Origin of the sequence: Romboutsia sp. BSD2780061687b_171204_C1 (assembly GCF_015560225.1) — a bacterium.
GTDB classification, from domain to species: domain Bacteria; phylum Bacillota; class Clostridia; order Peptostreptococcales; family Peptostreptococcaceae; genus Romboutsia_C; species Romboutsia_C hominis.
Genome location: NZ_JADMRK010000002.1, coordinates 449,299 through 471,252, shown reverse-complemented (window position 1 = coordinate 471,252; position 21,954 = coordinate 449,299). Strand labels below are relative to the sequence as shown.

Genomic DNA, 21,954 nt, shown 5'->3' with positions numbered 1-21,954 from the left:
TAAGATGGAAAAAGACGTAAAAAAAATAAGCTTAGGTCAAAATATTAATTTAACATTAATACCTGCAAGTAAGTTTAAGTCTAATTTAGTTAGTATATATATACAAAGACTATTAGACAGAGAAGAAGTAACAAAAAATGCATTATTACCTGCTATAATAACTAGTGGATGCGAGAAATATCAAAGTTCAAGAGAAATATCACATAAGTTAGATGATTTATATGGTTCATCTGTTATGGGAGATGTATCTAAAAGAGGAGAACGTCAAGTAATAAGTTTTAAAATAATAAGTACTAATCAAAAATATTTAGATGAAAAGATATTTAAAGATGTAATTGAGTTTTTTAATGAAGTATTAAATAAACCTTTAGTAATAGATAATGGATTTAAAAAAGATTACGTAGATATAGAAAAAAGAAACTTAAAAGATAGAATACAAGCAAAAATCAATGATAAAGGTAGATATGCACTTGAAAGATGTTTTGAGGAAATGTGCAAAGATGAAAGATATAGTATAAGTGAATATGGATACGAAGAAGATTTAGAAAAAATAAACGAAAAAGACTTATACGAACATTACAAGAAAATAATAAAAACATCTCCAATAGACATAGTTGTAGAAGGAGATTTTGATGAGGAAGAAGTAAAAGAAACAATAACTAAAAACTTTACTTTTGAAAGAGATGAAATAATAGATATACCAAGAGCTACTTATGAAAAGAAAGTAGAAAAAGTAAAAACTATTGAAGAAAAAATGGATATAACTCAAGGTAAATTAGTAATGGGATATAGAGCAAATATAGACTATAGTGATGAAAATAAATACTATCCACTAATAGTTGGTTCTAATGTATTAGGTGGTGGACCACATTCTAAGATGTTTGTAAATATAAGAGAGAAAGAAAGCTTATGTTACTATATATATTCATCAGTTGAAAAATACAAATCTATATTATTTGTATCTTCTGGAATAGAATCTCAAAACTATGAAAAAACAGTGGAATTAGTAGGTAAGCAATTAGATAGTGTTAAAAAAGGAGAAATATCTAAAGAAGAAATTGAAAACAGTAAAAGTGCTTTAATAAACTCTATGAAATCATTAGGAGATAGCATAGGAGGAATGTCTGATTTTTATTTTGCACAGGGAATGAGTAAAACAAATTCTACAGTAGAAGAAATAATAAACAAAGTGGCAAGCGTAGAAATTGAAGATATAGTTAAAGCATTTGAAAATATAGAACTTGATACTATATATTTCTTAAGAAATTAGTGAGGTGATAGATATGGATAAAATAGTTAATGATATACTAAATGAAGAAATGTACTATGAAAAGTTAGAAAATGGACTTGATGTTTACTTTATGCCTAAAAAAGGATTTACTAAAAAATATGCAGTATTAGCTACAAACTATGGTTCTAATGAACTAGAATTTGTACCTATTGGAGAAAATGAAAAAATAAGGGTAAATGAAGGAATAGCACATTTTTTAGAACACAAAATGTTTGAACAACCAGATGGCGGAAATGCTTTTGATAAATTTTCTAAATGGGGAGCAAGTGCAAATGCATTTACTAACTTTACTATGACAGCATATTTATTCTCATGTACTGAAAATTTCTATGAGAGTTTAGAACATTTAATAGACTATGTACAAACTCCTTATTTTACAGATGAAAATGTAGAAAAAGAAAAGGGAATAATAGAACAAGAAATTAAAATGTATAATGATGATCCAGATTGGAATGTATACTTTAACTGTCTTAAAGCATTATATGTTAATTATCCAGTAAGAGTAGACATTGCAGGTACAGTTGATAGTATATATAAAATAACAAAAGAAGAATTATACAAATGCTATAATACTTTTTATAACCCAGGAAATATGGCACTATTTGTTGTTGGTGACTTAGAGGTAGATAAGGTTATGGATGTTGTTAAAAAATCTAATAACTACGATGTAGACAAGTTATCTCATAAAATAGAAAAATTTTATCCAAATGAACCTAAAGAAGTAAATCTAAAGGAAGTAGTTGCGAAGTTCCCTATATCTATGCCAATGTTTAATATAGCATTTAAGGATGATAATGTAGGTATAAAGGGAAATGAACTACTTAAAAAAGAAATAGCTACTGAAATATTGATAGATATAATATTTAAAAAAGGTAGCAGACTATATGAAGATTTATATATGAGTGGATTAATAAATGAAAACTTTGGAGCAGGATTCTCATCTCAAATCGATTATGCCTTTACAATAATAGGTGGAGATTCGAATAATCCAAGAGAAGTAAAGAATAAAATATTAGAATATGTAGAAAAATATAAAAAAGAAGGCTTAGATGAAAAAGAGTTTGAAAGAATAAAGAAAAAGAAAATAGGAAACTTTTTAAAATACTTTGACTCTGTAAACTTTATAGCTAATAACTTTATATCTTATAAATTTAAGGATATAAATTTACTAGACTATCTAGATGTACTAAAATCAATAGAATTTAGTGAAGTAGAAAAAAGATTGCACAGTCACTTAAAAGAAGAATATTGTGTAATATCTATAGTTGAACCAAGTGGAAAATAAAAAATAGCTAACTCATGAGAGTTAGCTATTTTTTATAGTGAAAAGTCAATAGAAAAATAAAAAAAATAAAAAAATTATAAATGAATACAAGTACTGGAATTTCAATGTATTTAAATTGTATAAATTAAGAGAAAACAGAGGTCTTTTGTTGACACAAGATACAACTTTACAATATAATGAAGTTGTAGGTTATAAAAACTTTTGATTAAGTCACCTAAATAAATGAAGAATTAGGGGGAATTAATTTGAACAGCATATACAACAAAAATAAAACGAATTATGTATTTTTATTATCGTTGATACTGTCAATATCAGTAGTCTTTTCTGGTATAGCATTTCCAGATAAATTCAAAGAAATATCTAATAACATGTTTAATGTCATAATACAAAATTTCAGTTGGGTTTACATAATAACCATGTTAATATTAGTAGGTTTTGCAATATTTTTAGTTTGCAGCAAATACGGAGATATAAAACTTGGTAAAGATAATGATAAACCAGAGTTTAGTAAACTATCTTGGTTCTCTATGCTATTTGGAGCAGGAATGGGAATAGGATTAATATTTTTCGGTACAATAGAACCAATGAAACATTTTATAGCACCAATAGGGGCTACACCTGCTTCTAACGAGGCAGTAACATTTGCAATGCAACAGTCTTATATACACTGGGGACTTCATCCATGGGCAGCATATTCTATAATGGGACTAGCGCTTGCATACTTCCAATTTAGAAAAGATTCACCAGGGCTTATAAGTAGCATATTCTTACCTATACTTGGAGAAGATGGAGTAAGAGGTCCAATAGGAAAAACAATAGATATACTAGCAGTATTTACAACAGTAACAGGTATAGCAACATCTTTAGGTATGGGAACTATGCAAATAGCAGGTGGACTTGAATATGTATTTAACATAGAAAACACTTTAAAGTTACAAATAATAATAATAGCTATAGCAACTGTTTTATATATGTTAAGTTCAACTAGTGGGCTTGATAAAGGAATAAAGATATTATCTAATGTAAACTTAAGTTTAGCAGTATTTATATTAGTTGGAGCAATAATAATAGGACCTAAATTAGAGATGATAGATAATCTTCGAAATGGAACACAAGCATACTTAACAGAGTTTATATCTCAAAGTATATACATGGATCCAAGCAAAGAATGGATAGGTCAGTGGAGAGTATTTTACTGGGCGCTATGGATAGCTTGGATACCATTTGTTGGGGTATTCATAGCAAGAATATCAAAAGGTAGAACAATAAGAGAATTTATCGTAGGTGTAACTTTAGCACCAGCCCTAGTTTGTATAGTATGGTTTACAGTGTTTGGAACCTTAGGTATACACTTAGGCCCAGCGTTTGTACAAGGTGCAACAAAGGTCACGGAATTAGCCTTATTTGAAGTATTTTCTCAATATCAATTTGGAGGAATGCTATCAATAGTAGCTATGGTACTTTTATGTACATTCTTTATATCATCAGCAGATTCAGCAACATATGTATTAGGAATGTTTACATCAAATGGAGATTTAAATCCTAAAGGAAGTAAAAAGATAGCATGGGGATTAATACAAGCTCTTCTTGCAATAGCACTTTTACTTTCAGGAGGACTAGATACACTACAAATGGTGTCTATAGTATCAGCATTTCCATTCACTATAATAGTTTTATTAAGCATTGTATCTATTATTAAGGCTCTTAGAGAAGAAGTTAAACAAGAAAATATATATGTAGTAAGCAAAAAATCAAGCTTATATAAAGATAGAAAGTCAGCAAAATACAATATAGAAAAAATAAACAATTAATTTATATAATAAAAGCAGATTATCACAGGACATAATCTGCTTTTATTTGTGCTTAAACATCATTTTTAGTGTTATCCTCATATAAAAATGAAGGAACTGAATGGTGGATACTGCTATCCCCAACAACTAATAATATATCATTTTCCATAAATTCTATGTAGGGTCCAGGTGAAATCATAAGTTCTCCATTCCTTTTAACACCAACTATTGTAGCGCCAGTATGCTGCCAAAACTTAGTTTCTCCAGAAGTCATACCTATAACTCTACATTCTTTAGTTATCTCAAATTCAAAAGGAACTAAAGGGTTTATATTGGCTAGCCTACTAGAGTAGTCTATTATTTTATTTATATTATCAAGTATTTCATTTTCTAACTGAGCTTTTGATGCTAAAAGTTTATTTAAATTAGATTTGTATGATGATACATTTGTAATATTTTGGTTCTTATTTAGAAAAGAAAGTGCTTTATCCGATGATAAAACTAAAATACCTTTTCCTTTAACGCTAGAAACTACGCCTAAATCTTCTAGTATTTTCATAGCTCTTCTAATTGTCTCAGGAGAAACATTATAGGTAGCAGCAAGAGAAGATCTTCCCTTTAGTAAACTACCTTCTTTAATTTCTCCAAGGTGAATTTTATTAGCTATATCTAGAGCGATTTTATGATATATAGGCATTGAATATTTTTTTTCCATATCTTCACCTCAAGTATATACTTATCTATAATATTTTACTTCCAAGTAACTAATATGTCTATATAAATAAAATTAGCTAAATATTAAATATAATACTATTAACATTGAATAATTAGCATATATAAGATATATTAATATTATTAAAATATTACAGAGAAATTCATAATTTATACAAGTTTTATATTTACAATTAAATAAAAAACAAATTCAAGAGGTGAAAAATATGGACAGAGTAGCATTTAACATATTTGGGATAGATGTTATGTGGTATGGGATACTAATGGCTACAGGAATGATTTTAGGAACTATAATAGCTTTAAGGGAAGCTAAAAGAGTTGGAATTAAAGAAGATGATGTACTAGATTTAGCCATAGTTGCTATACCAACAGGTTTATTATGTGCAAGGTTGTATTATGTAATATTTAATTGGGAATATTATTCTCAATATCCTTCTCAAACACTAAACTTTAGAGGTGGAGGAATGGCTATACATGGAGCCTTAATAGGTGGAGTATTAGCTGGGTACATATTTACAAAAATAAGAAAAATAAATTTCTTAAAAATGGCAGATACAGTTATAATAGGTATGCCTTTAGCTCAATCTATAGGTAGATGGGGCAATTTTATAAATGGAGAAGCTCATGGAGGACCAACAACGCTACCTTGGGGCATAATGGTAGATGGTGTAAAGGTTCATCCAACATTTTTATATGAATCTATTTGGGATTTAGGTATATTTTTATTCCTATGGTTATTTAGAAAGAAAAAGAAATATGAAGGGCAAATAATAGTATATTATATTATATTATATTCAACAGGAAGATTCTTTATAGAAGGTCTTAGAACGGATAGTTTAATGCTAGGGCCTATAAGAATGGCACAAGCTATTAGTTTAATAGGAATTATAGGTGGTATTATTTGTCATATATACTTATCAAAAAAATCAAAAAAAGAAAACACAGAAGAATAAAGTTAGGTTAAGGAGAATATCAAAATGGAATTTCATCACGTATCAGTACTCTTAAATGAGTGTATAGATAATTTAAATATAAAACCAGATGGAGTGTATGTAGACTGTACAATGGGTGGTGCTGGACACTCAAAAGAAATAGTAAAAAGATTATCAGATAAAGGATTATTTATAGGATTTGACCAAGATAAAAATGCTATAGCTACAGCAAAGGAAAGATTAAGTGACTATAGTGATAGAGTAAGATTTGTTCATAGTAACTTTGAAAATCTAAAAGAAGAATTAGAAAAAATTGGTGTAAATAAAATAGATGGAGTTTTAGCTGACTTAGGAGTATCATCTCATCAATTAGATGAAGCTGATAGAGGATTTTCATATATGCAGGACGCACCACTTGATATGAGAATGGACGTAAGATGTGATTTTTCTGCATATGATGTAGTAAATACATATAGTGAAGATGAATTACACAAAATAATAAAAGAATACGGAGAGGAAAACTGGTCAAAACGTATTGCTAAGTTTATAGTAGAAGAAAGAAAAGAAAAACCTATAGAAACAACAGGTGAACTTGTAGAAGTAATAAAAAAGGCAATACCTAAAAAAGCTAGAATAGATGGACCCCACCCAGCTAAAAGAACTTTCCAAGCTATAAGAATAGAAGTAAATAATGAATTAGGTGTAATAACTAAAATGATAGATGATGCAGTATCTATAATGAATAAAGGTGGAAGAGTTTGTATAATAACATTCCATTCATTAGAAGATAGAATAGTAAAAAATGAATTTAGGGATTTAGCATTAGATTGTGTATGTCCATCTCATATACCAATGTGTCAATGTGACAAAGAATCACTTGTAAAGGTAATAACAAGAAAGCCAATATTACCAAGTGATGAAGAAATAGAAGTTAACCCAAGAAGTAGAAGTGCAAAACTAAGAGTATGTGAAAGAATATAATATAAAAAGAGTGTGTTGTGATTTTATAATCACAACACACTCTTTTTATTTGCATAAAGGAAAAGTTCATTAAATAGATTATGTAAATTGATGTAATAAGAAAAAATTATTTTGTTATATATAATTATTTCCTAGTTTTTTTGTTTGTTATTGTATTTATTTTACGATGAAAGTTTAAAGGAAGGCAATGTATAACCTTGAAATATATAAATACTTTACAAATTTAAATTTAGCAATAAGCTTATATAAAATAAATCAAAAGATAAAGTGAAGGTGGATTAATGGAAAAAAATAATAAAATCAAGGATATAAACGAATATAAAAAGAGAAAAAAGAATAAACATAAAATTATAAGAGTAAAAAAAATTATTTTTATTCTCTCATTATCAGTAGGAGTTTTTATGACGGTAATAATAAATATATGTGGATATTCAGTAATAGGGGAACTTAAATATAGCATAGGTAATCTCAAAAAAGAATTGAGAAAAGAAGAAATAAGGCTAGAGGAAGCAAAAGCTAAGGCAGATACTAAAACATCAATACATGAAATAGAAAAAAGGGCTAGAGAAGAACTTAATATGGATTATCCTACAAAGAATCAAATAAGATACATACAGATTAAGTAGTAAGGGGGAAAATAATTGAGTAAAAAAGTAAAGAGAATAAGTAAAAAGAGATTAGTGCTTGTTCTTATGTTAGCATGTATACTTTTTTTAGGACTAACATTTAGAACAGGATATCTTCAACTCATAAAAGGGGAGTGGTTAAGTACCAAGGCAATTGAACAACAAACAAGAGAGATTCCTATAGAGCCTAAAAGAGGAACTATATATGATAGAAATATGAAAGAGTTAGCCGTAAGTGTTACAAAATACACTGTATGGTGTAAGCCTGTAGAAGTCAAAGACAAAAAAAGTGCATCAACACAAGTGGCTGAAATTTTAGACAAAGAATATGAAGATATATACAAGCTAGTAAACAAAAAAAACATGGCATTAGTTAAAATAGAAAGATGGATAGATGATGAAAAAGCAACAAAAATAAGAGAGGCTAAAATACCAGGTATCTGGGTAGCAGAAGATAATCAAAGATACTATCCATATGGAAACTTTGCTTCTTATGTATTAGGACATACATCAAGTGATTCTCAAGGAATTGCAGGTATTGAGATGCAATATGATAAGTATTTAAAAGGTCAAGCAGGAAAATTAATAGTAAGTACTGATGCATCAGGAAGAGAAATACCAAGAGGAATGGAACAGTACTATGAACCTGTTCAAGGTAAGGGGTTAGTACTTACAATAGATGAAGTAATACAACATTATACTGAAAAAGCTGTTCAAAAGGCATATGAGGTTAATAATGCTAAAAGGGTAACAGTTGTAGCAATGGACCCTAAAACAGGAGATATACTATCTCTAGCATCAAAGCCAGATTATGATCCAAATGACCCAAGAACCCCAATATATCCATATTATCAAGAAGAATTAGATAAATACAGTGATAAAGATAAGATACAAGGATATTATAAAATGTGGAGAAATCCAGTTATAAGTGATACTTATGAACCAGGTTCAACATTTAAACTTATAACATCATCATCAGGATTAGAAGAAAATGTTATAAAAGAAAATGAAAAGTTTACATGTACAGGTGGAGTAACTATCAAAGGTCAAAGAATAAAATGTTGGAGACATTATAGACCTCATGGAGAGCAAAGTTTTAAAGAAGGAGTACAAAATTCTTGTAACCCTGTATTTGTAGAAGTTGGTAATAGATTAGGAGTATCAAAATTATATGATTACATAGAAGGATTTGGATTTATGGATAAAACAAATATAGATCTTCCAGGAGAAGCAAAAGGTATATTATATAATGAAAAAAATGTTGGTCCAGTAGAGTTGGCTACGATATCTTTTGGTCAATCTATATCTGTTACTCCAATACAACTAATAACAGCAATATCGTCTATAGCTAATGATGGTAATAGAATGGAGCCTAGATTTGTAAAAGCTTATACAGATAATCAAGGAAATGTAATTGAGGAAATAAAACCTACGAAAGTTAAACAAGTAATATCAGAAGAAACGTCAAAGAAGATGATGGAAATAGTAGAGTCTGTTGTAAGTCAAGGATCAGGCAAAGCTGCATATATACCAGGATATAGAATAGGTGGGAAAACAGGGACTGCTCAAAAAGTTATAGATGGAAGGTATGCACAAGGAAAATATATATGTTCATTTATAGGGATAGCTCCAACTGATGACCCACAAATAGTAGTACTTGCAATAGTTGATGAACCAACAGGAGTAAGTGCTTTTGGTAGTACAACAGCAGGACCTATAGTAAAAGAAATAATGAATGATGCACTACCTTATTTAGGAGTAGAGCCAAAATATAGTGAAGAAGAAAAAGAAGAATTTGAAAAAAATAAAGTTACAGTTCCAGACGTAAGGGACCTAGCCATAGAAGATGCTGTAAAGGCATTAGAAGATGTTAATTTAATACCTAACTTAGACACGGACATAGAAATTCCTAAAGGAACTAAGGTTATTGATATGTTTCCAAAACCTGGTATAAAGGTGGATGAAGAATCTAGCATAGCACTTTATTTTAAATAAATAATTAATATATATAAAAGAACTATAATACTTCTGGAGAAAAATGTAAAAATTTGTAACTAAAAAGTAAAAGATTATTAACATCTGTTAGAAATACCTTCAAAAAAACAACAATATATTATATAATTAATAAAGTTAAGAGTAGAAGGGGGCAATGTATAACACATACATTGCCCTTTATTCAGAAAATTAAGTTAAATTTAATAACTTAAAGGAGGTTGAAAGATGAAAAGTCTAACAGTAGCTGATATAGTTATTGCAACGAAAGGTAAGTTAACACTAGGTGATGAAAATTTCTGTATTGAAGATATAGTTATAGACAGTAGAAATGCAAATGATAAAAATGTATTTGTTGCTATAGTAGGTGAAAACTTAGATGGACATAAGTTTATGAGCTCAGCATATGAAAATGGATGCAAAACTTTTATAAAAAATGAAAGTAGTAGCATAAAATTAGATAGTTCGGACATAAATTTAATAGAAGTCAAAGATACTGAGGTAGCACTTGGTGATATAGCGAAATATTATAAAGAGCAATTTGATATACCATATATAGGAATAACAGGTAGTGTTGGTAAAACAACTACAAGGGATATGGTATACTCAGCAGTATCATCAAAGTTTAATACTTTAAAAAACGAAGGTAATTTAAATAATCAATTAGGAGTTCCATTAACATTATTTAAATTAGATGACAGTCATGAATGTGCAGTTATAGAGATGGGGATGTCAGGTTTCAATGAAATAGAATACCTAGCTAATATAGTTAATCCCAAAATAGGAGTAATATCTAATATAGGGTTATCTCATATAGAAAATTTAGGCTCTCAAGAAGGTATATTAAAAGCTAAACTTGAAATAGCCACAAATTTTGATTCTTCATGCACATTAATAGTTAATGGAGATGATAAGTTTTTATCAACCTTAAAAAACAAAGAACTTAACTATAATCTAAAAACTTTTGGATTTACAAAAGACAATGATATATATTGTGAGAGCTATGAAATGAATGAAGATAGTATAACATTTACATGTATAATAAATGGTTCTAAAGAAGAAATATTTATACCTACAGTAGGTGAACACAATATATACAATGCAATGGCAGCAGTTTTAGTTGGAATGAGTTTAAATATTTCACTAGATAAGATAAAAGAAGGGTTAAAAAACTTCAAAGCTACAAAAATGAGACTAGACATAATAAAAAATGAAAACCTAACAATCATAAATGATGCATATAATGCTAGTCCAGATTCTATGAAAGCAGCTCTAAAAATATTAGGAAGATATAATAAAAGAAGAGTAGCTATACTTGGAGACATGTTTGAAATGGGTGAACATGCAGAGTATGGACATAGATTAGTAGGAGAAGAAGCAGTTAAAAATACTGACTTATTAATAACTATAGGTAATGATTCAAAGTTTATAAAAGATGAGGCAGTAAAATTAGGATTTAATAGCCAAAATGCATATCATTTTGAAACTAAAGAAGAAGCTATAAGTAAAATAGATAGTTTAGTAAATAAAGAAGATGTAGTTTTAGTTAAAGCATCTAGAGGTATGAAATTAGAAGAAATAGTAGAACATCTTAATAAGTAATTAACAAAAGAAATAGCCAGCAAGGGAGAGGAGATATATTATGTTAGGAATAACAGAACTTACGTATACATCATTGATTTCATTTCTAATAGTAATAATATTAGGACCAATTTTTATACCAATGTTAACAAAATTTAAGTTTGGGCAGACGGTTAGAGATGATGGTCCACAAACGCATTTAGCAAAAAATGGAACACCTACTATGGGTGGAATATTAATGATGGTAGCAATACTAATAACAGGGCTTACTAGAAGTCAAATTGGAAATGATTTAATAATAGGTCTTATATCAATAATAGGATTTGGTATGGTAGGATTTTTAGATGACTTTATAATAATAAAGAAAAGAAGATCTTTAGGTTTAAAGCCTTGGCAAAAAATAGTGCTTCAATTTGCACTTGCTATATATATATCATATTATCAATATAGTGCATCGCCAAGTGCAGCGCAGCTTATAATACCATTTACAGATGCATATATAAACTTAGGACCATTATACGTACCTATAATGACATTTATAATAATAGGTATAGTAAATGCAGTAAACTTAACTGATGGATTAGATGGGTTAGCATCAGGAATAACTTTAATAGTTTCAATATTCTTTATGTTACTTGCATCATACACTACAGTTGCAAATCCTGATGTTGCAGTATTAGCAGCAGCTACAGTAGGAGCATGTTTAGGATTTTTAGGATTTAACTCATACCCAGCTAGAATATTTATGGGTGATACTGGTTCTATGGCATTAGGTGGAGCAGTTGCGGCATTTGCAGTGTTAACTAATTCAATATTATTAATACCATTAGTTGGAGGAGTATACTTTGCAGAAGCATTATCAGTAATACTTCAAGTAGGATCTTTCAAACTAAGAGGAAAAAGAATATTCAAAATGGCACCTATACATCACCACTTTGAACAATGTGGATGGCCTGAAACTAGAGTGGTATTTACATTCTGGATAGTTACTGTAGTTTTAGCATGGATAGGAATAATAGCAATATTCTAATTGTGGGGGTAATAAAATGAACCTTAATGGAAAAAAAGTTCTATTAGTAGGGCTTGCAAAAACTGGTATATCAACAATAAAGCATTTAAATAAATTAGGTGCTAATATAATAGTAAATGATATAAAAGAAAAAGAAAAACTAGAAGATATATTAAATGAATTAAAAGACTTAGACAATATAGAATATATCTTAGGATATCATCCAGAAAATATAGATGATATAGAATTAGTAGTGGTATCTCCTGGAGTTCCTCTAGATTTACCATTTATACTAAAGATAAAAGAGAAAAATATAGAACTAATTGGAGAAGTAGAATTAGCTTATAGACTATCTACTAATAATCCAGTATTTATAGGTATAACAGGAACAAATGGAAAAACTACTACAACAAGTTTAGTAGGAGAAATATTTAAAGCTAATAGCAATGATACATATATCGTTGGAAATATAGGTAATCCTGTTATAGATACAGTGGAGGTTACTACTAAGGATTCTGTATTAGTAACAGAGCTAAGTAGCTTCCAATTAGAAAGTATAGACACTTTTAAACCACGTGTTAGTGCTATATTAAACTTTACAGAAGATCATTTAAATAGACACCATACGATGAAAAACTATATACAAGCAAAATCTAGAATATTTATGAATCAAGGTGAAGAAGACTTTGCTATACTAAATTACGATGATGAAAATGTAAGAGCATTAGAAGATAAAGTTAAAGCTAAGAAAATATTCTTCTCAAGAACTACAGAATTAAAAGAAGGAATATTCTTAGATAAGAATAACAATATAGTTATAAGATTAGATAAAGAAATAGTACTTTTAAACAAAGATGAGCTAAGTTTACCAGGAAATCATAACTTAGAAAACTGTATGGCAGCAGCAATGATTGCATATGTTCTAAAAGTTGACATAGAAGTTATAAGAAAAGTACTAAAAACATTTAAAGCGGTAGAACATAGACAAGAATATGTTAAAACGCTAAATGGAGTAACATTTGTAAATGACTCTAAAGCTACTAATCCAGATTCATCTATAAAGGCAGTACAGTCTTACAAGGAGCCTATAATATTAATAGCAGGTGGTATGGATAAGAAAAGTACTTTTGATGAATTTTTAGAAGTAGCTAAAGAAAATGTAAAAGCATTAGTTCTTTTAGGGGAAACAGCAAATTTAATAAAAGAATGTGCAATTAAAAAAGGATTTAAAGAAATATATCTAGTAAAAGATATGGAAGAAGCAGTTAATACATCTTATAAAATAGCAAAAGAAAATGATGTAGTACTTCTTTCTCCTGCTTGTGCAAGCTGGGATATGTATAAGAGTTATGAAGTAAGGGGTAATGACTTCAAGGATAATGTAAACAAATTAAAGTAACCTCTTAGTTTTGGGAATGGAGGTAAGTCTTTAATGACTAAGGAAGCTTTAAAAAAACAAATTGAAAAAAATGTTAAAACAGAGTTTGATAGTGTGATATTTTACACTACAATGACTTTAGTATTTATAGGAATCATCATGGTGTTTAGTGCGAGCTTTGTTCAATCCTCCTTTAAGCATCATGATGCTTATTATTTTCTAAAGAGAAATGTAATTTATGCAATACTAGGATTTATTTGTATGATTACTATTTCAAATGTAGATTATAAGGTCTGGAAAAAGAATACAAAGCCTATAGGTATAGTATCTATAATACTACTTATATTAGTACTTACTCCACTTGGAATAAAAGCAAACGGAGCTAGAAGATGGTTAGGGGTAGGTGCATTTACAATACAACCTGCTGAAATAGCTAAATTTGCAACTATAATAATTACAGCTAAATTAATAGAGAAAAAATATGAAAATATAAAGTCTTTTAGAAAAGGGCTTATACCACTAATGTTAGTACCACTTTTATTTTTTACACTTATAATGGGTCAACCAAACATGTCAACAGCAGGAACTATAATATTAGTAACATTTGTTATGATATTTGTTGCAGGGATGAGTATGAAAATAGTTGGATTTATGTTTGGTAGTGGTATTGCATTATTCTTAGCACTTGGATTAACTTCAGAGTATAGATTAAAGCGTATATTATCATTTCTAGACCCTTTTCAAGACCCATTAGGTAATGGGTATCAAGTCATTCAAGGGCTTTATGCACTAGGCTCTGGAGGACTATTTGGCATGGGACTAGGAAAGAGCCAGCAAAAGTGGTTTTACATACCAGAGCCCCAAAATGACTTTATATTTGCTATAATAGGAGAAGAGCTAGGTCTTATAGGTTGTGCAGTAGTTATAATGTTATTTGTTATACTAGTGTATAGATGCGTAAGAATAGCATTAAAATGCGACAATATATTTGCTTGTATGGTAGTTATAGGAATTGGTGCACAAATAGGAATACAGGCAGCTTTAAATATTGCTGTAGCAACATCATCAATGCCAGTTACAGGAGTTGCATTACCATTTATAAGTTATGGGGGAACTTCCCTTGTAATATTTATGAGTGCTATAGGAATAGTCCTAAATATCTCAAAACATGTCAAAATTAATTAACAGGAGAGGATAAAATGAGAGTTTTATTATCAGGCGGTGGAACTGGGGGACACGTTTATCCAGCCATAGCCATAGCAAATAAAATAAAAGAGGAGCATCCAGAAGCAGAAATACTTTTTGTAGGAACTCAAAAGGGTATAGAATCAGAAATAGTACCTAAATATGGATATAGATTAGAAACAGTAACAGTACAAGGATTTAAAAGAAAAATAGATTTGGATAATGTAAAAAGAGTATTTAAGTTATTTAAAGGATTAGAGCAATCAAGAAGAGTTGTTAAAAAATTTAAGCCAGATGTTGTAATAGGTACTGGTGGATATGTAAGTGGTCCAGTTTTATTTAACTCAGCTATAAACAAAGTTCCAACAGTAGTACATGAACAAAACTCTTTCCCAGGCGTTACTAATAAAATACTTTCTAAGATGGTTACAAAAGTATTAACAAGCTTTGAAGATTCTCATCAAAGATTCCCTGAAGATAGTAGAGAAAAATTAACACTTACAGGAAATCCAGTAAGAAAAGAAATACTAAATGCTAGAAAAAATATAGCAAGAAGAAATTTAGGGATAACTGAAGATAAGAAAATGGTACTTTGCTACGGAGGTAGTGGAGGAAGTGAAGATATAAACAATGCAATGAGATTAGTCATAGATAATATGGTAAAAGAAGACGTAGCATTTATATTTGCTACAGGAAAGTATTACTATGAAGAATTCTCTCAGACTATAAGTCACTTAAATTTAAAGCCATACCAAAAAGTAGTACCATATTTAGAAGATATGGCTAATGCATTAGCAGCAAGTGATTTAGTTATAGGAAGCGCAGGGGCTATATCTTTAGCTGAAATAACAGCACTTGGAAAACCATCAATAATTATACCAAAAGCATATACAGCTGAAAATCATCAAGAGTATAATGCTAAAAGTATAGAAAATCAAGGTGCTGGAATAGCGATACTTGAAAAAGACTTAACTCCTGAAAAATTAAATGAAACAGTGTTTAGGCTTTTAGGAGATAAAGAAAAATTAATAGATATGGCAAATGCAAGTAAAGAAATAGGAAAGCCTGAGGCTATTGAAATAATATATGATGAAATACTAAAAATTTATAATGCTAATAACAAGCAAAAATCACCATCTAAAAAAGAAAATAAAAAGATAAAAACAAATAATCAAGCAGAAGAAGTACAAAATGCTTGTAATAAAGATACAGAACAAGAACAACCAAAAGTAATTGGAATAAAGAAAAAGTAACATATATCCCCTCTAGTACATAATATTTAAATTATAGACCTTATGATTTAACATACAGCACTAGGGGGGATAATTTTGTCTAAGTATATAATTAAAGGTGGCAACAAAATAGAAGGAAAGCTTAGTATAAGAGGAGCTAAAAATGCTATATTACCAATAATGGCAGCCACCATACTTAATGAAAGTGTGAGTATTATCCATAATGTACCTGATATATCAGATGTACATTTTATGATAAAAATATTAGAAAGCATTGGATGTAAAGTAAGTTATAGCGATGGTACACTTATTGTAGATAGCTCATTTGCTGATCAAGTGGAGATAGAGGAGTGCTACGTTAGAAAAATGAGATCTTCCATAATTATAATGGGAGCAATGATTGGTAGATTTGATTATACTAAAATAAGTTACCCAGGAGGATGTGCAATTGGTTCAAGACCAATAGATTTACACCTTAAGGCTTTAAAAAAATTAGGTATAAGGATAGAAGAGGACGAAGGTTTTATAAAGTGTTATAAGGATAGTTTAGAGGGAAATATAATAAACTTTGAGTTTCCAAGTGTTGGAGCTACCGAAAATGCAATTCTAGCTGCAGTTAAAGCAACAGGAATAACAAAAATATATAATGCAGCTAGAGAACCTGAAATAGAAGATTTACAAAATTTTTTAAATAAAATGGGTGCCAAGGTAAAGGGAGCCGGAACTAATTATATAGAAATTGAAGGTGTAAAAAAACTTCGCAGAGTAGAACATGATGTCATACCAGATAGGATAGCAATAGGAACATATATGATAGCATCGGCATTAACTAATGGTAAACTTGAAGTAGATAATGTAGTAATATCACATATGGAGCCTATAAGTGATAAGCTAAGAAGTGCAGGGTGTGAAATAGAGTATAAAAATGGTGGGTTATTACTTAAACCACCAAGTAAAATAAAATCAATAGATTTAGTTAGGACTTCACCTCATCCAGGATTTCCAACAGATATGCAAGCTCAACTTATGACATTTATGACCCTTTCGGATGGGATAAGTGTATTTCATGAGACTATTTTTGAAAATAGGTTTATGCATTGTGCTGAATTAACTAGGTTAGGAGCTAATATTAAATATATAACAGAAAATATATGTATGATAAAGGGTGTAGAAAAGTTAAGAAGTGCAAAAGTTAAATCTCCAGACCTAAGAGGAGGGGCAGCTTTAGTATTAGCGGCATTGACTATTCCACAGGAAACAGAAATAAGTAATATATATCATATTGAGAGAGGTTATGAAAATATAGAAGATATCCTAACAAGATTAGGTGCAAATATATTAAAAATAGAGGAAATAGAAAAATAAAAGGCTTTTAAGCCTTTTTTTCATGAAGATTATATTGTATAAAGGATAAATTATATTATTAGTTGTATTAATATTATATACGATTTTTAAGGAGATATATTTTATGAAAAGATTAAAAAAGGGAGCTTTAATAAATATTCTAATATTAATACTAATAATTATAGTAATTTTATACACACTACTGAATAGCAAGATTTTCAATAGTAATCAAATAAGAATTGAAGGAAATGAGAAAATTTCAAAGGACTATATAGTTAGAATTCTAGATCTAAGAGAAGATAAAAATATATTTATGTACAACTTAAAAGATATGGAAAAAGAACTTGAGGAAAATAAGTACATAGAAGATGTAAGGGTAAAAAGGGAATTTCCAAATAAGCTACATATAATAATTATAGAAAAAGAAATATCAGGAATAATTCAAGATGATGGTTTAAAATGTTATATTGATAATAAAGGTAAGTTTATAGATAAAGTTAAGAAAGATGAAGAAATAGATAATTATCTTATGATAGATATTGGATATAAGCTAGATAAGAATAATAATATAAAGTTTAAAAAAGAAAGATATAAAAATAATTTATTGGAAGTATTAAAAAATATAAAAAGTTGCACTTTATACAAAAAAATAAATAAGGTTAAAATAGAAGAAGATTCTATAAGAATGTACACTCCAAAAGGTTTAGAAATTATATTTTTAAACAATAAAGAGATAGAAAAAAATATAAAAAAAACAGAAGCAATATTAATAGATTTACAAAGTAGTAAAATAAGTAAAGGAACAGTTGATTTTAGACAGGGTAAAAATCCAATTTACATGCCATAGGTATGAGTGATTTTACCAAAAATAATATAAAAAGGCATAGTGATTTTTAATATGCAATTAAAAGTTATGAATGAGGAAAATAATATAACAAAAAATTCCTACAAAAAATATAAATAAAAAGTATTAAAAAACTTGAAAAATATAAGTGTTTCAAAGTAAAATAAAGAGGGTAAGCATTTATGATATGGATATTAATAAGATTAGCCTTATGTATAGTAGATTGATATTATATAACGTTTACTTATCCTATAGATTATTTTTTATATATCTGTAGAAATACTTATAAGTAAGGATTTTATATTTGGTGCAATAAAGTCTTGGTTTTAAGGTAAATATGTCACTAAACTAGTGTTTAGGTCGAGATTATATGACAACTTATCAGTTATTAGAAGACATATTGTTACAAATTTAAGAAATAAAAAAAGAGGAAATTGAATATTTTTGTGGAATAACTTAGTTAATTATTAACAAAAACAAGAATTAAATGATATAATTAATACATACATTTACTTATAATCATAAAATAGGGAGGTTACGCGATGCTAAACTTTGACGTTGAAACAGATGGACTTGCACAAATCAAAGTAATAGGTGCAGGTGGCGGTGGAAACAATGCTGTTAATAGAATGGTTGAAGCACAGCTTCAAGGTGTTGAGTTTATAGCTGTTAATACTGATAAACAAGCTTTACTTACATCAAAAGCAGAATATAAAATTCAAATAGGTGAAAAATTAACAAGAGGGCTTGGAGCGGGAGCAAATCCTGAAGTAGGAAAAAGAGCCGCTGAAGAAAGTAAGGATGAAATAGTAAAGGTACTTCAAGGTGCTGATATGGTATTCGTTACAGCTGGTATGGGTGGAGGAACAGGAACAGGTGCTGCTCCAGTTATAGCTCAACTTGCTAAAGAAATGGGAATACTTACAGTAGGAGTAGTTACAAAGCCGTTCTTATTTGAAGGTAAAGTAAGAATGAAAAATGCAGAAAATGGGATAGCTGAATTAAAGTCAAAAGTTGATACATTAATAACTATACCTAATGATAGACTTTTACAAATAGTACAAAAGAATACATCTATGCTAGACGCATTCTCTATAGCAGATGACGTATTAAAGCAAGGTATACAATCTATATCTGATTTAATAGCTGTACCAGGACTTATAAACTTAGACTTTGCTGACGTTACTTCTGTAATGAAAGAACAAGGACTAGCTCATATGGGTCTAGGAAGTGCTTCAGGTGAAAATAGAGCTATAGAAGCAGCTAGACTAGCTATACAATCACCACTTCTTGAAACATCAATAAGAGGTGCTAGAGGAGTCTTACTTAACATAACAGGAGGACCTAACCTAGGATTACTTGAAATAAATGAAGCATCAACTCTAGTTAATGAGTCATGTGACCCAGAAGCAAACATAATATTCGGTGCATCTATAAGAGAAGACTTAGGTGAAGAAATAATGATTACTGTTATAGCGACTGGTTTTGATGAAAATAATCATGACTTAGGTTACAAGATAGCTGAAAAACCAAAGGCTACTTCAAGACCTACTTTAAATACACAACCAACACAACCAGCACCACAAATGCAAAAAACATCAATAATAGAAGAGAAAGAAGAGATCATAGCTCCAAAAGAAGAACCTAAAAGATCTAGCTTTATGGAAGAGGATGAAATGGAGATACCAACTTTCTTAAGAAGAAGAAGATAAAGAAGTCTAAATGACTTCTTTTTTTGTATATAAAAAATTTTTATTAAGCTTAAAATATTAAAAAATATATAGATAGCATATATAAATCTAAAAAATACTTGAGAAATTAGCAAATTAAGTAGAGATATGAATAAAGTAAAATTTTTATATAAAAAATTAGTTATTATAATTTTAAGAATAAAGATAGATAACTTTGAATAAATATTAGTATAGAGAATAACAAAGTTAATTAAATAAAAACAATATAACAATACTATATAAATATTAAATAGAAAAGAAAGCAGAATGCTTTCTTTTTTTGTGAATTTTTACACTAAAATAAATGGGTTTCGACCATTAAAAATGACATAAAATTATAAACTATCTAACTTATAATATACACAAAGGTTAAAGGAGGTTAGCTTAATGTATATAGAGTACTACATTATAGAAAACCTATTAATAAATTATATTATTATAAGTTGTACATCTATACTAACAAAAAAATATAATAACAATAAAAAAAAATGGATATGTGCATCTGTAGGTACATTGTATTCAATTGCGTACATTTTTCCACAACTAGATATATTATTTACGCTACCACTAAAGATTATTATCATAGGACTAATAACATTATTTTTATTTGATTATAAAAATAAAAAAGAATACTTTAGAGTATTGTTGGTATTTTTATTAGTTAATATATTTATTTCTGGAACTACATTTTTTATAATTTATTTCACAGGTATAAGTCATTTAAAGATATCATTTTTAATCATTTGTGCATATACAAGTTGTGAACTTTTAAAATATATCTATAATGATATAAGTTTAATGAGGCAAATAAAGGAGAGTACAAAAGAAATTGAAATAACATTGCTTAATAAGACATGTAGTTGCAAGGCATTATTAGATACTGGAAATTTATTAAAAGATCCTTTAAGTAATAATGACATAGTAATAGTAAAATCCAAAGCTTTGAGAAATATAATTCCAAGCTATCTATACGATTATGAATACGATGATATAGATATAGTTGAGATTGAAAGTATAATAGATAATTTAGAAAGTGATATTGCATCTAGGGTAAGAGTTATACCTTATAAGCATGGTGGAAGTAGCAAAAATAATATAATGCTTGGTATAAAAGCTGATTATATAGAAATTGATAAAACAAAAATAGGTAATATAGTGGTTGGAATATCAGATTTTGATGATGATAAATACAATGCTATACTAAATCCTAGTATATTATCGTAAATAAAACAAACAAAAGGGGGAGATTATTATGAAGTCATTAATTGCAAAGTTATCTATCAGAATTAAGAAAATACTAATTAAATTTAAAATCTTAAAACCAAAAGGTGTGTATTACATGGGGGGCGTAAATGTATTACCACCACCATTAAATTCAGATGAAGAAAGTGAGCTATTACAAAGGTTAGAAAAAGATGAAGAAGTAAAAACAATTTTAATAGAGAGAAATTTAAGATTAGTAGTATATATATCTAGAAAATTTGAAAACACTGGAATTGATATTGAGGATTTAATATCAATTGGCACGATAGGACTTATTAAAGCTGTAAATACATTTAAGTTAAATAAAAATATAAAATTAGCTACTTACGCATCAAGATGTATCGAAAATGAAATCCTAATGTATCTTAGAAAAAATAATAAAAAGAAGGTAGAAGTATCCTTTGATGAACCTTTAAATATAGATTTAGATGGAAATGAACTACTACTTTCAGATGTATTAGGAACAGAAAATGATGAAATCTATAAAATAATAGAAGAAGAGATAGATAAAGATTTATTGGTTATGGCTTTAGATAGATTATCAGATAGAGAAAAGCAAATTATGGAATTAAGGTTTGGGTTAATAAATAGGGGAAGGGAGAAAACTCAAAAAGAAGTAGCTAATATACTTGGAATATCTCAATCTTATATATCTAGATTAGAAAAAAAAATAATATCAAGATTAAAAAAAGAAATGAAAAAATTTATATAATTATCTCTTAAAAGTATAAAAAAATATGATGTGTAAATAATTTCATA

Annotated in this window: 18 protein-coding genes; 17 read left to right on the top strand and 1 reads right to left on the bottom strand. The window is 28.6% G+C overall.

Translation table 11 applies throughout. The annotated features are described in order from the left end of the window. Positions 1 to 4: 4 nt before the first annotated feature. From yfmF to I2H23_RS07255, 3 genes are all read left to right on the top strand, one after another. Positions 5 to 1,270, top strand: coding sequence for an EF-P 5-aminopentanol modification-associated protein YfmF (gene yfmF, locus I2H23_RS07265; RefSeq protein WP_092924132.1), 1,266 nt, complete (start codon positions 5 to 7; stop codon positions 1,268 to 1,270). A gap of 13 nt (positions 1,271 to 1,283) precedes the next feature. Then, on the top strand, positions 1,284 to 2,576 hold the full coding sequence (yfmH, locus tag I2H23_RS07260) for an EF-P 5-aminopentanol modification-associated protein YfmH (RefSeq protein ID WP_092924135.1): 1,293 nt from the start codon (positions 1,284 to 1,286) through the stop codon (positions 2,574 to 2,576). A gap of 245 nt (positions 2,577 to 2,821) precedes the next feature. Beyond that, entirely contained in the window at positions 2,822 to 4,387 is a 1,566-nt protein-coding gene (locus I2H23_RS07255) for a BCCT family transporter (RefSeq protein WP_207741706.1), read from the top strand. A 52-nt stretch (positions 4,388 to 4,439) separates the two neighbouring features. On the opposite strand, the gene I2H23_RS07250 is transcribed toward I2H23_RS07255, so the two are convergent. Continuing rightward, positions 4,440 to 5,081 carry a TrkA C-terminal domain-containing protein gene (locus I2H23_RS07250; protein WP_166505905.1) on the bottom strand — a complete coding sequence of 214 codons (642 nt, stop codon included), beginning with the start codon at positions 5,079 to 5,081 and terminating at the stop codon, positions 4,440 to 4,442. Positions 5,082 to 5,286: 205 nt separating this feature from the next. Here I2H23_RS07250 and lgt point away from each other — a divergent pair, with 205 nt between their 5' ends. The 14 genes from lgt to sigE all read left to right on the top strand — a co-directional run bounded on the left by lgt (position 5,287) and on the right by sigE (position 21,907). Continuing rightward, on the top strand, positions 5,287 to 6,051 hold the full coding sequence (gene lgt, locus I2H23_RS07245; RefSeq protein WP_271933014.1) for a prolipoprotein diacylglyceryl transferase: 765 nt from the start codon (positions 5,287 to 5,289) through the stop codon (positions 6,049 to 6,051). A 24-nt stretch (positions 6,052 to 6,075) separates the two neighbouring features. After that, complete coding sequence (gene rsmH, locus I2H23_RS07240; protein WP_195581384.1) at positions 6,076 to 7,011, top strand: 16S rRNA (cytosine(1402)-N(4))-methyltransferase RsmH; 936 nt, start codon at positions 6,076 to 6,078, stop codon at positions 7,009 to 7,011. Positions 7,012 to 7,412: 401 nt separating this feature from the next. Further along, the gene (locus I2H23_RS07235; protein ID WP_243248245.1) at positions 7,413 to 7,637 is read left to right on the top strand and encodes a hypothetical protein; all 225 of its coding nucleotides are present in this window, start codon (positions 7,413 to 7,415) and stop codon (positions 7,635 to 7,637) included. 15 nt (positions 7,638 to 7,652) lie between these two features. Then, positions 7,653 to 9,632, top strand: a complete 1,980-nt coding sequence (locus I2H23_RS07230; RefSeq protein WP_243248243.1) for a stage V sporulation protein D — start codon at positions 7,653 to 7,655, stop codon at positions 9,630 to 9,632. Between the two features lie 225 nt (positions 9,633 to 9,857). Next, positions 9,858 to 11,231: a UDP-N-acetylmuramoyl-tripeptide--D-alanyl-D-alanine ligase gene (locus tag I2H23_RS07225; RefSeq protein ID WP_195581382.1), complete on the top strand. Its 1,374-nt coding sequence runs from the start codon at positions 9,858 to 9,860 to the stop codon at positions 11,229 to 11,231. Positions 11,232 to 11,268: 37 nt separating this feature from the next. Then, the gene (mraY, locus tag I2H23_RS07220; RefSeq protein ID WP_092924153.1) at positions 11,269 to 12,240 is read left to right on the top strand and encodes a phospho-N-acetylmuramoyl-pentapeptide-transferase; all 972 of its coding nucleotides are present in this window, start codon (positions 11,269 to 11,271) and stop codon (positions 12,238 to 12,240) included. A gap of 16 nt (positions 12,241 to 12,256) precedes the next feature. Further along, a complete protein-coding gene (gene murD / locus I2H23_RS07215) occupies positions 12,257 to 13,618 on the top strand; it encodes a UDP-N-acetylmuramoyl-L-alanine--D-glutamate ligase (RefSeq protein ID WP_195581381.1) in 1,362 nt (453 codons plus the stop codon). A 33-nt stretch (positions 13,619 to 13,651) separates the two neighbouring features. Then, on the top strand, positions 13,652 to 14,782 hold the full coding sequence (gene spoVE / locus I2H23_RS07210; RefSeq protein ID WP_092924157.1) for a stage V sporulation protein E: 1,131 nt from the start codon (positions 13,652 to 13,654) through the stop codon (positions 14,780 to 14,782). Between the two features lie 14 nt (positions 14,783 to 14,796). Beyond that, entirely contained in the window at positions 14,797 to 16,035 is a 1,239-nt protein-coding gene (gene murG, locus I2H23_RS07205; protein WP_092924160.1) for an undecaprenyldiphospho-muramoylpentapeptide beta-N-acetylglucosaminyltransferase, read from the top strand. Positions 16,036 to 16,110: 75 nt separating this feature from the next. Further along, positions 16,111 to 17,379 carry a UDP-N-acetylglucosamine 1-carboxyvinyltransferase gene (gene murA, locus I2H23_RS07200; RefSeq protein WP_166505899.1) on the top strand — a complete coding sequence of 423 codons (1,269 nt, stop codon included), beginning with the start codon at positions 16,111 to 16,113 and terminating at the stop codon, positions 17,377 to 17,379. A 103-nt stretch (positions 17,380 to 17,482) separates the two neighbouring features. Then, positions 17,483 to 18,205: a cell division protein FtsQ/DivIB gene (locus tag I2H23_RS07195; RefSeq protein ID WP_092924166.1), complete on the top strand. Its 723-nt coding sequence runs from the start codon at positions 17,483 to 17,485 to the stop codon at positions 18,203 to 18,205. A 539-nt stretch (positions 18,206 to 18,744) separates the two neighbouring features. Then, positions 18,745 to 19,914 carry a cell division protein FtsZ gene (gene ftsZ, locus I2H23_RS07190; RefSeq protein ID WP_092924169.1) on the top strand — a complete coding sequence of 390 codons (1,170 nt, stop codon included), beginning with the start codon at positions 18,745 to 18,747 and terminating at the stop codon, positions 19,912 to 19,914. A 405-nt stretch (positions 19,915 to 20,319) separates the two neighbouring features. Next, the gene (locus I2H23_RS07185) at positions 20,320 to 21,156 is read left to right on the top strand and encodes a sigma-E processing peptidase SpoIIGA (RefSeq protein ID WP_092924172.1); all 837 of its coding nucleotides are present in this window, start codon (positions 20,320 to 20,322) and stop codon (positions 21,154 to 21,156) included. Positions 21,157 to 21,184: 28 nt separating this feature from the next. Next, on the top strand, positions 21,185 to 21,907 hold the full coding sequence (sigE, locus tag I2H23_RS07180) for an RNA polymerase sporulation sigma factor SigE (RefSeq protein ID WP_092924175.1): 723 nt from the start codon (positions 21,185 to 21,187) through the stop codon (positions 21,905 to 21,907). The last annotated feature ends 47 nt before the right edge of the window (positions 21,908 to 21,954 follow it).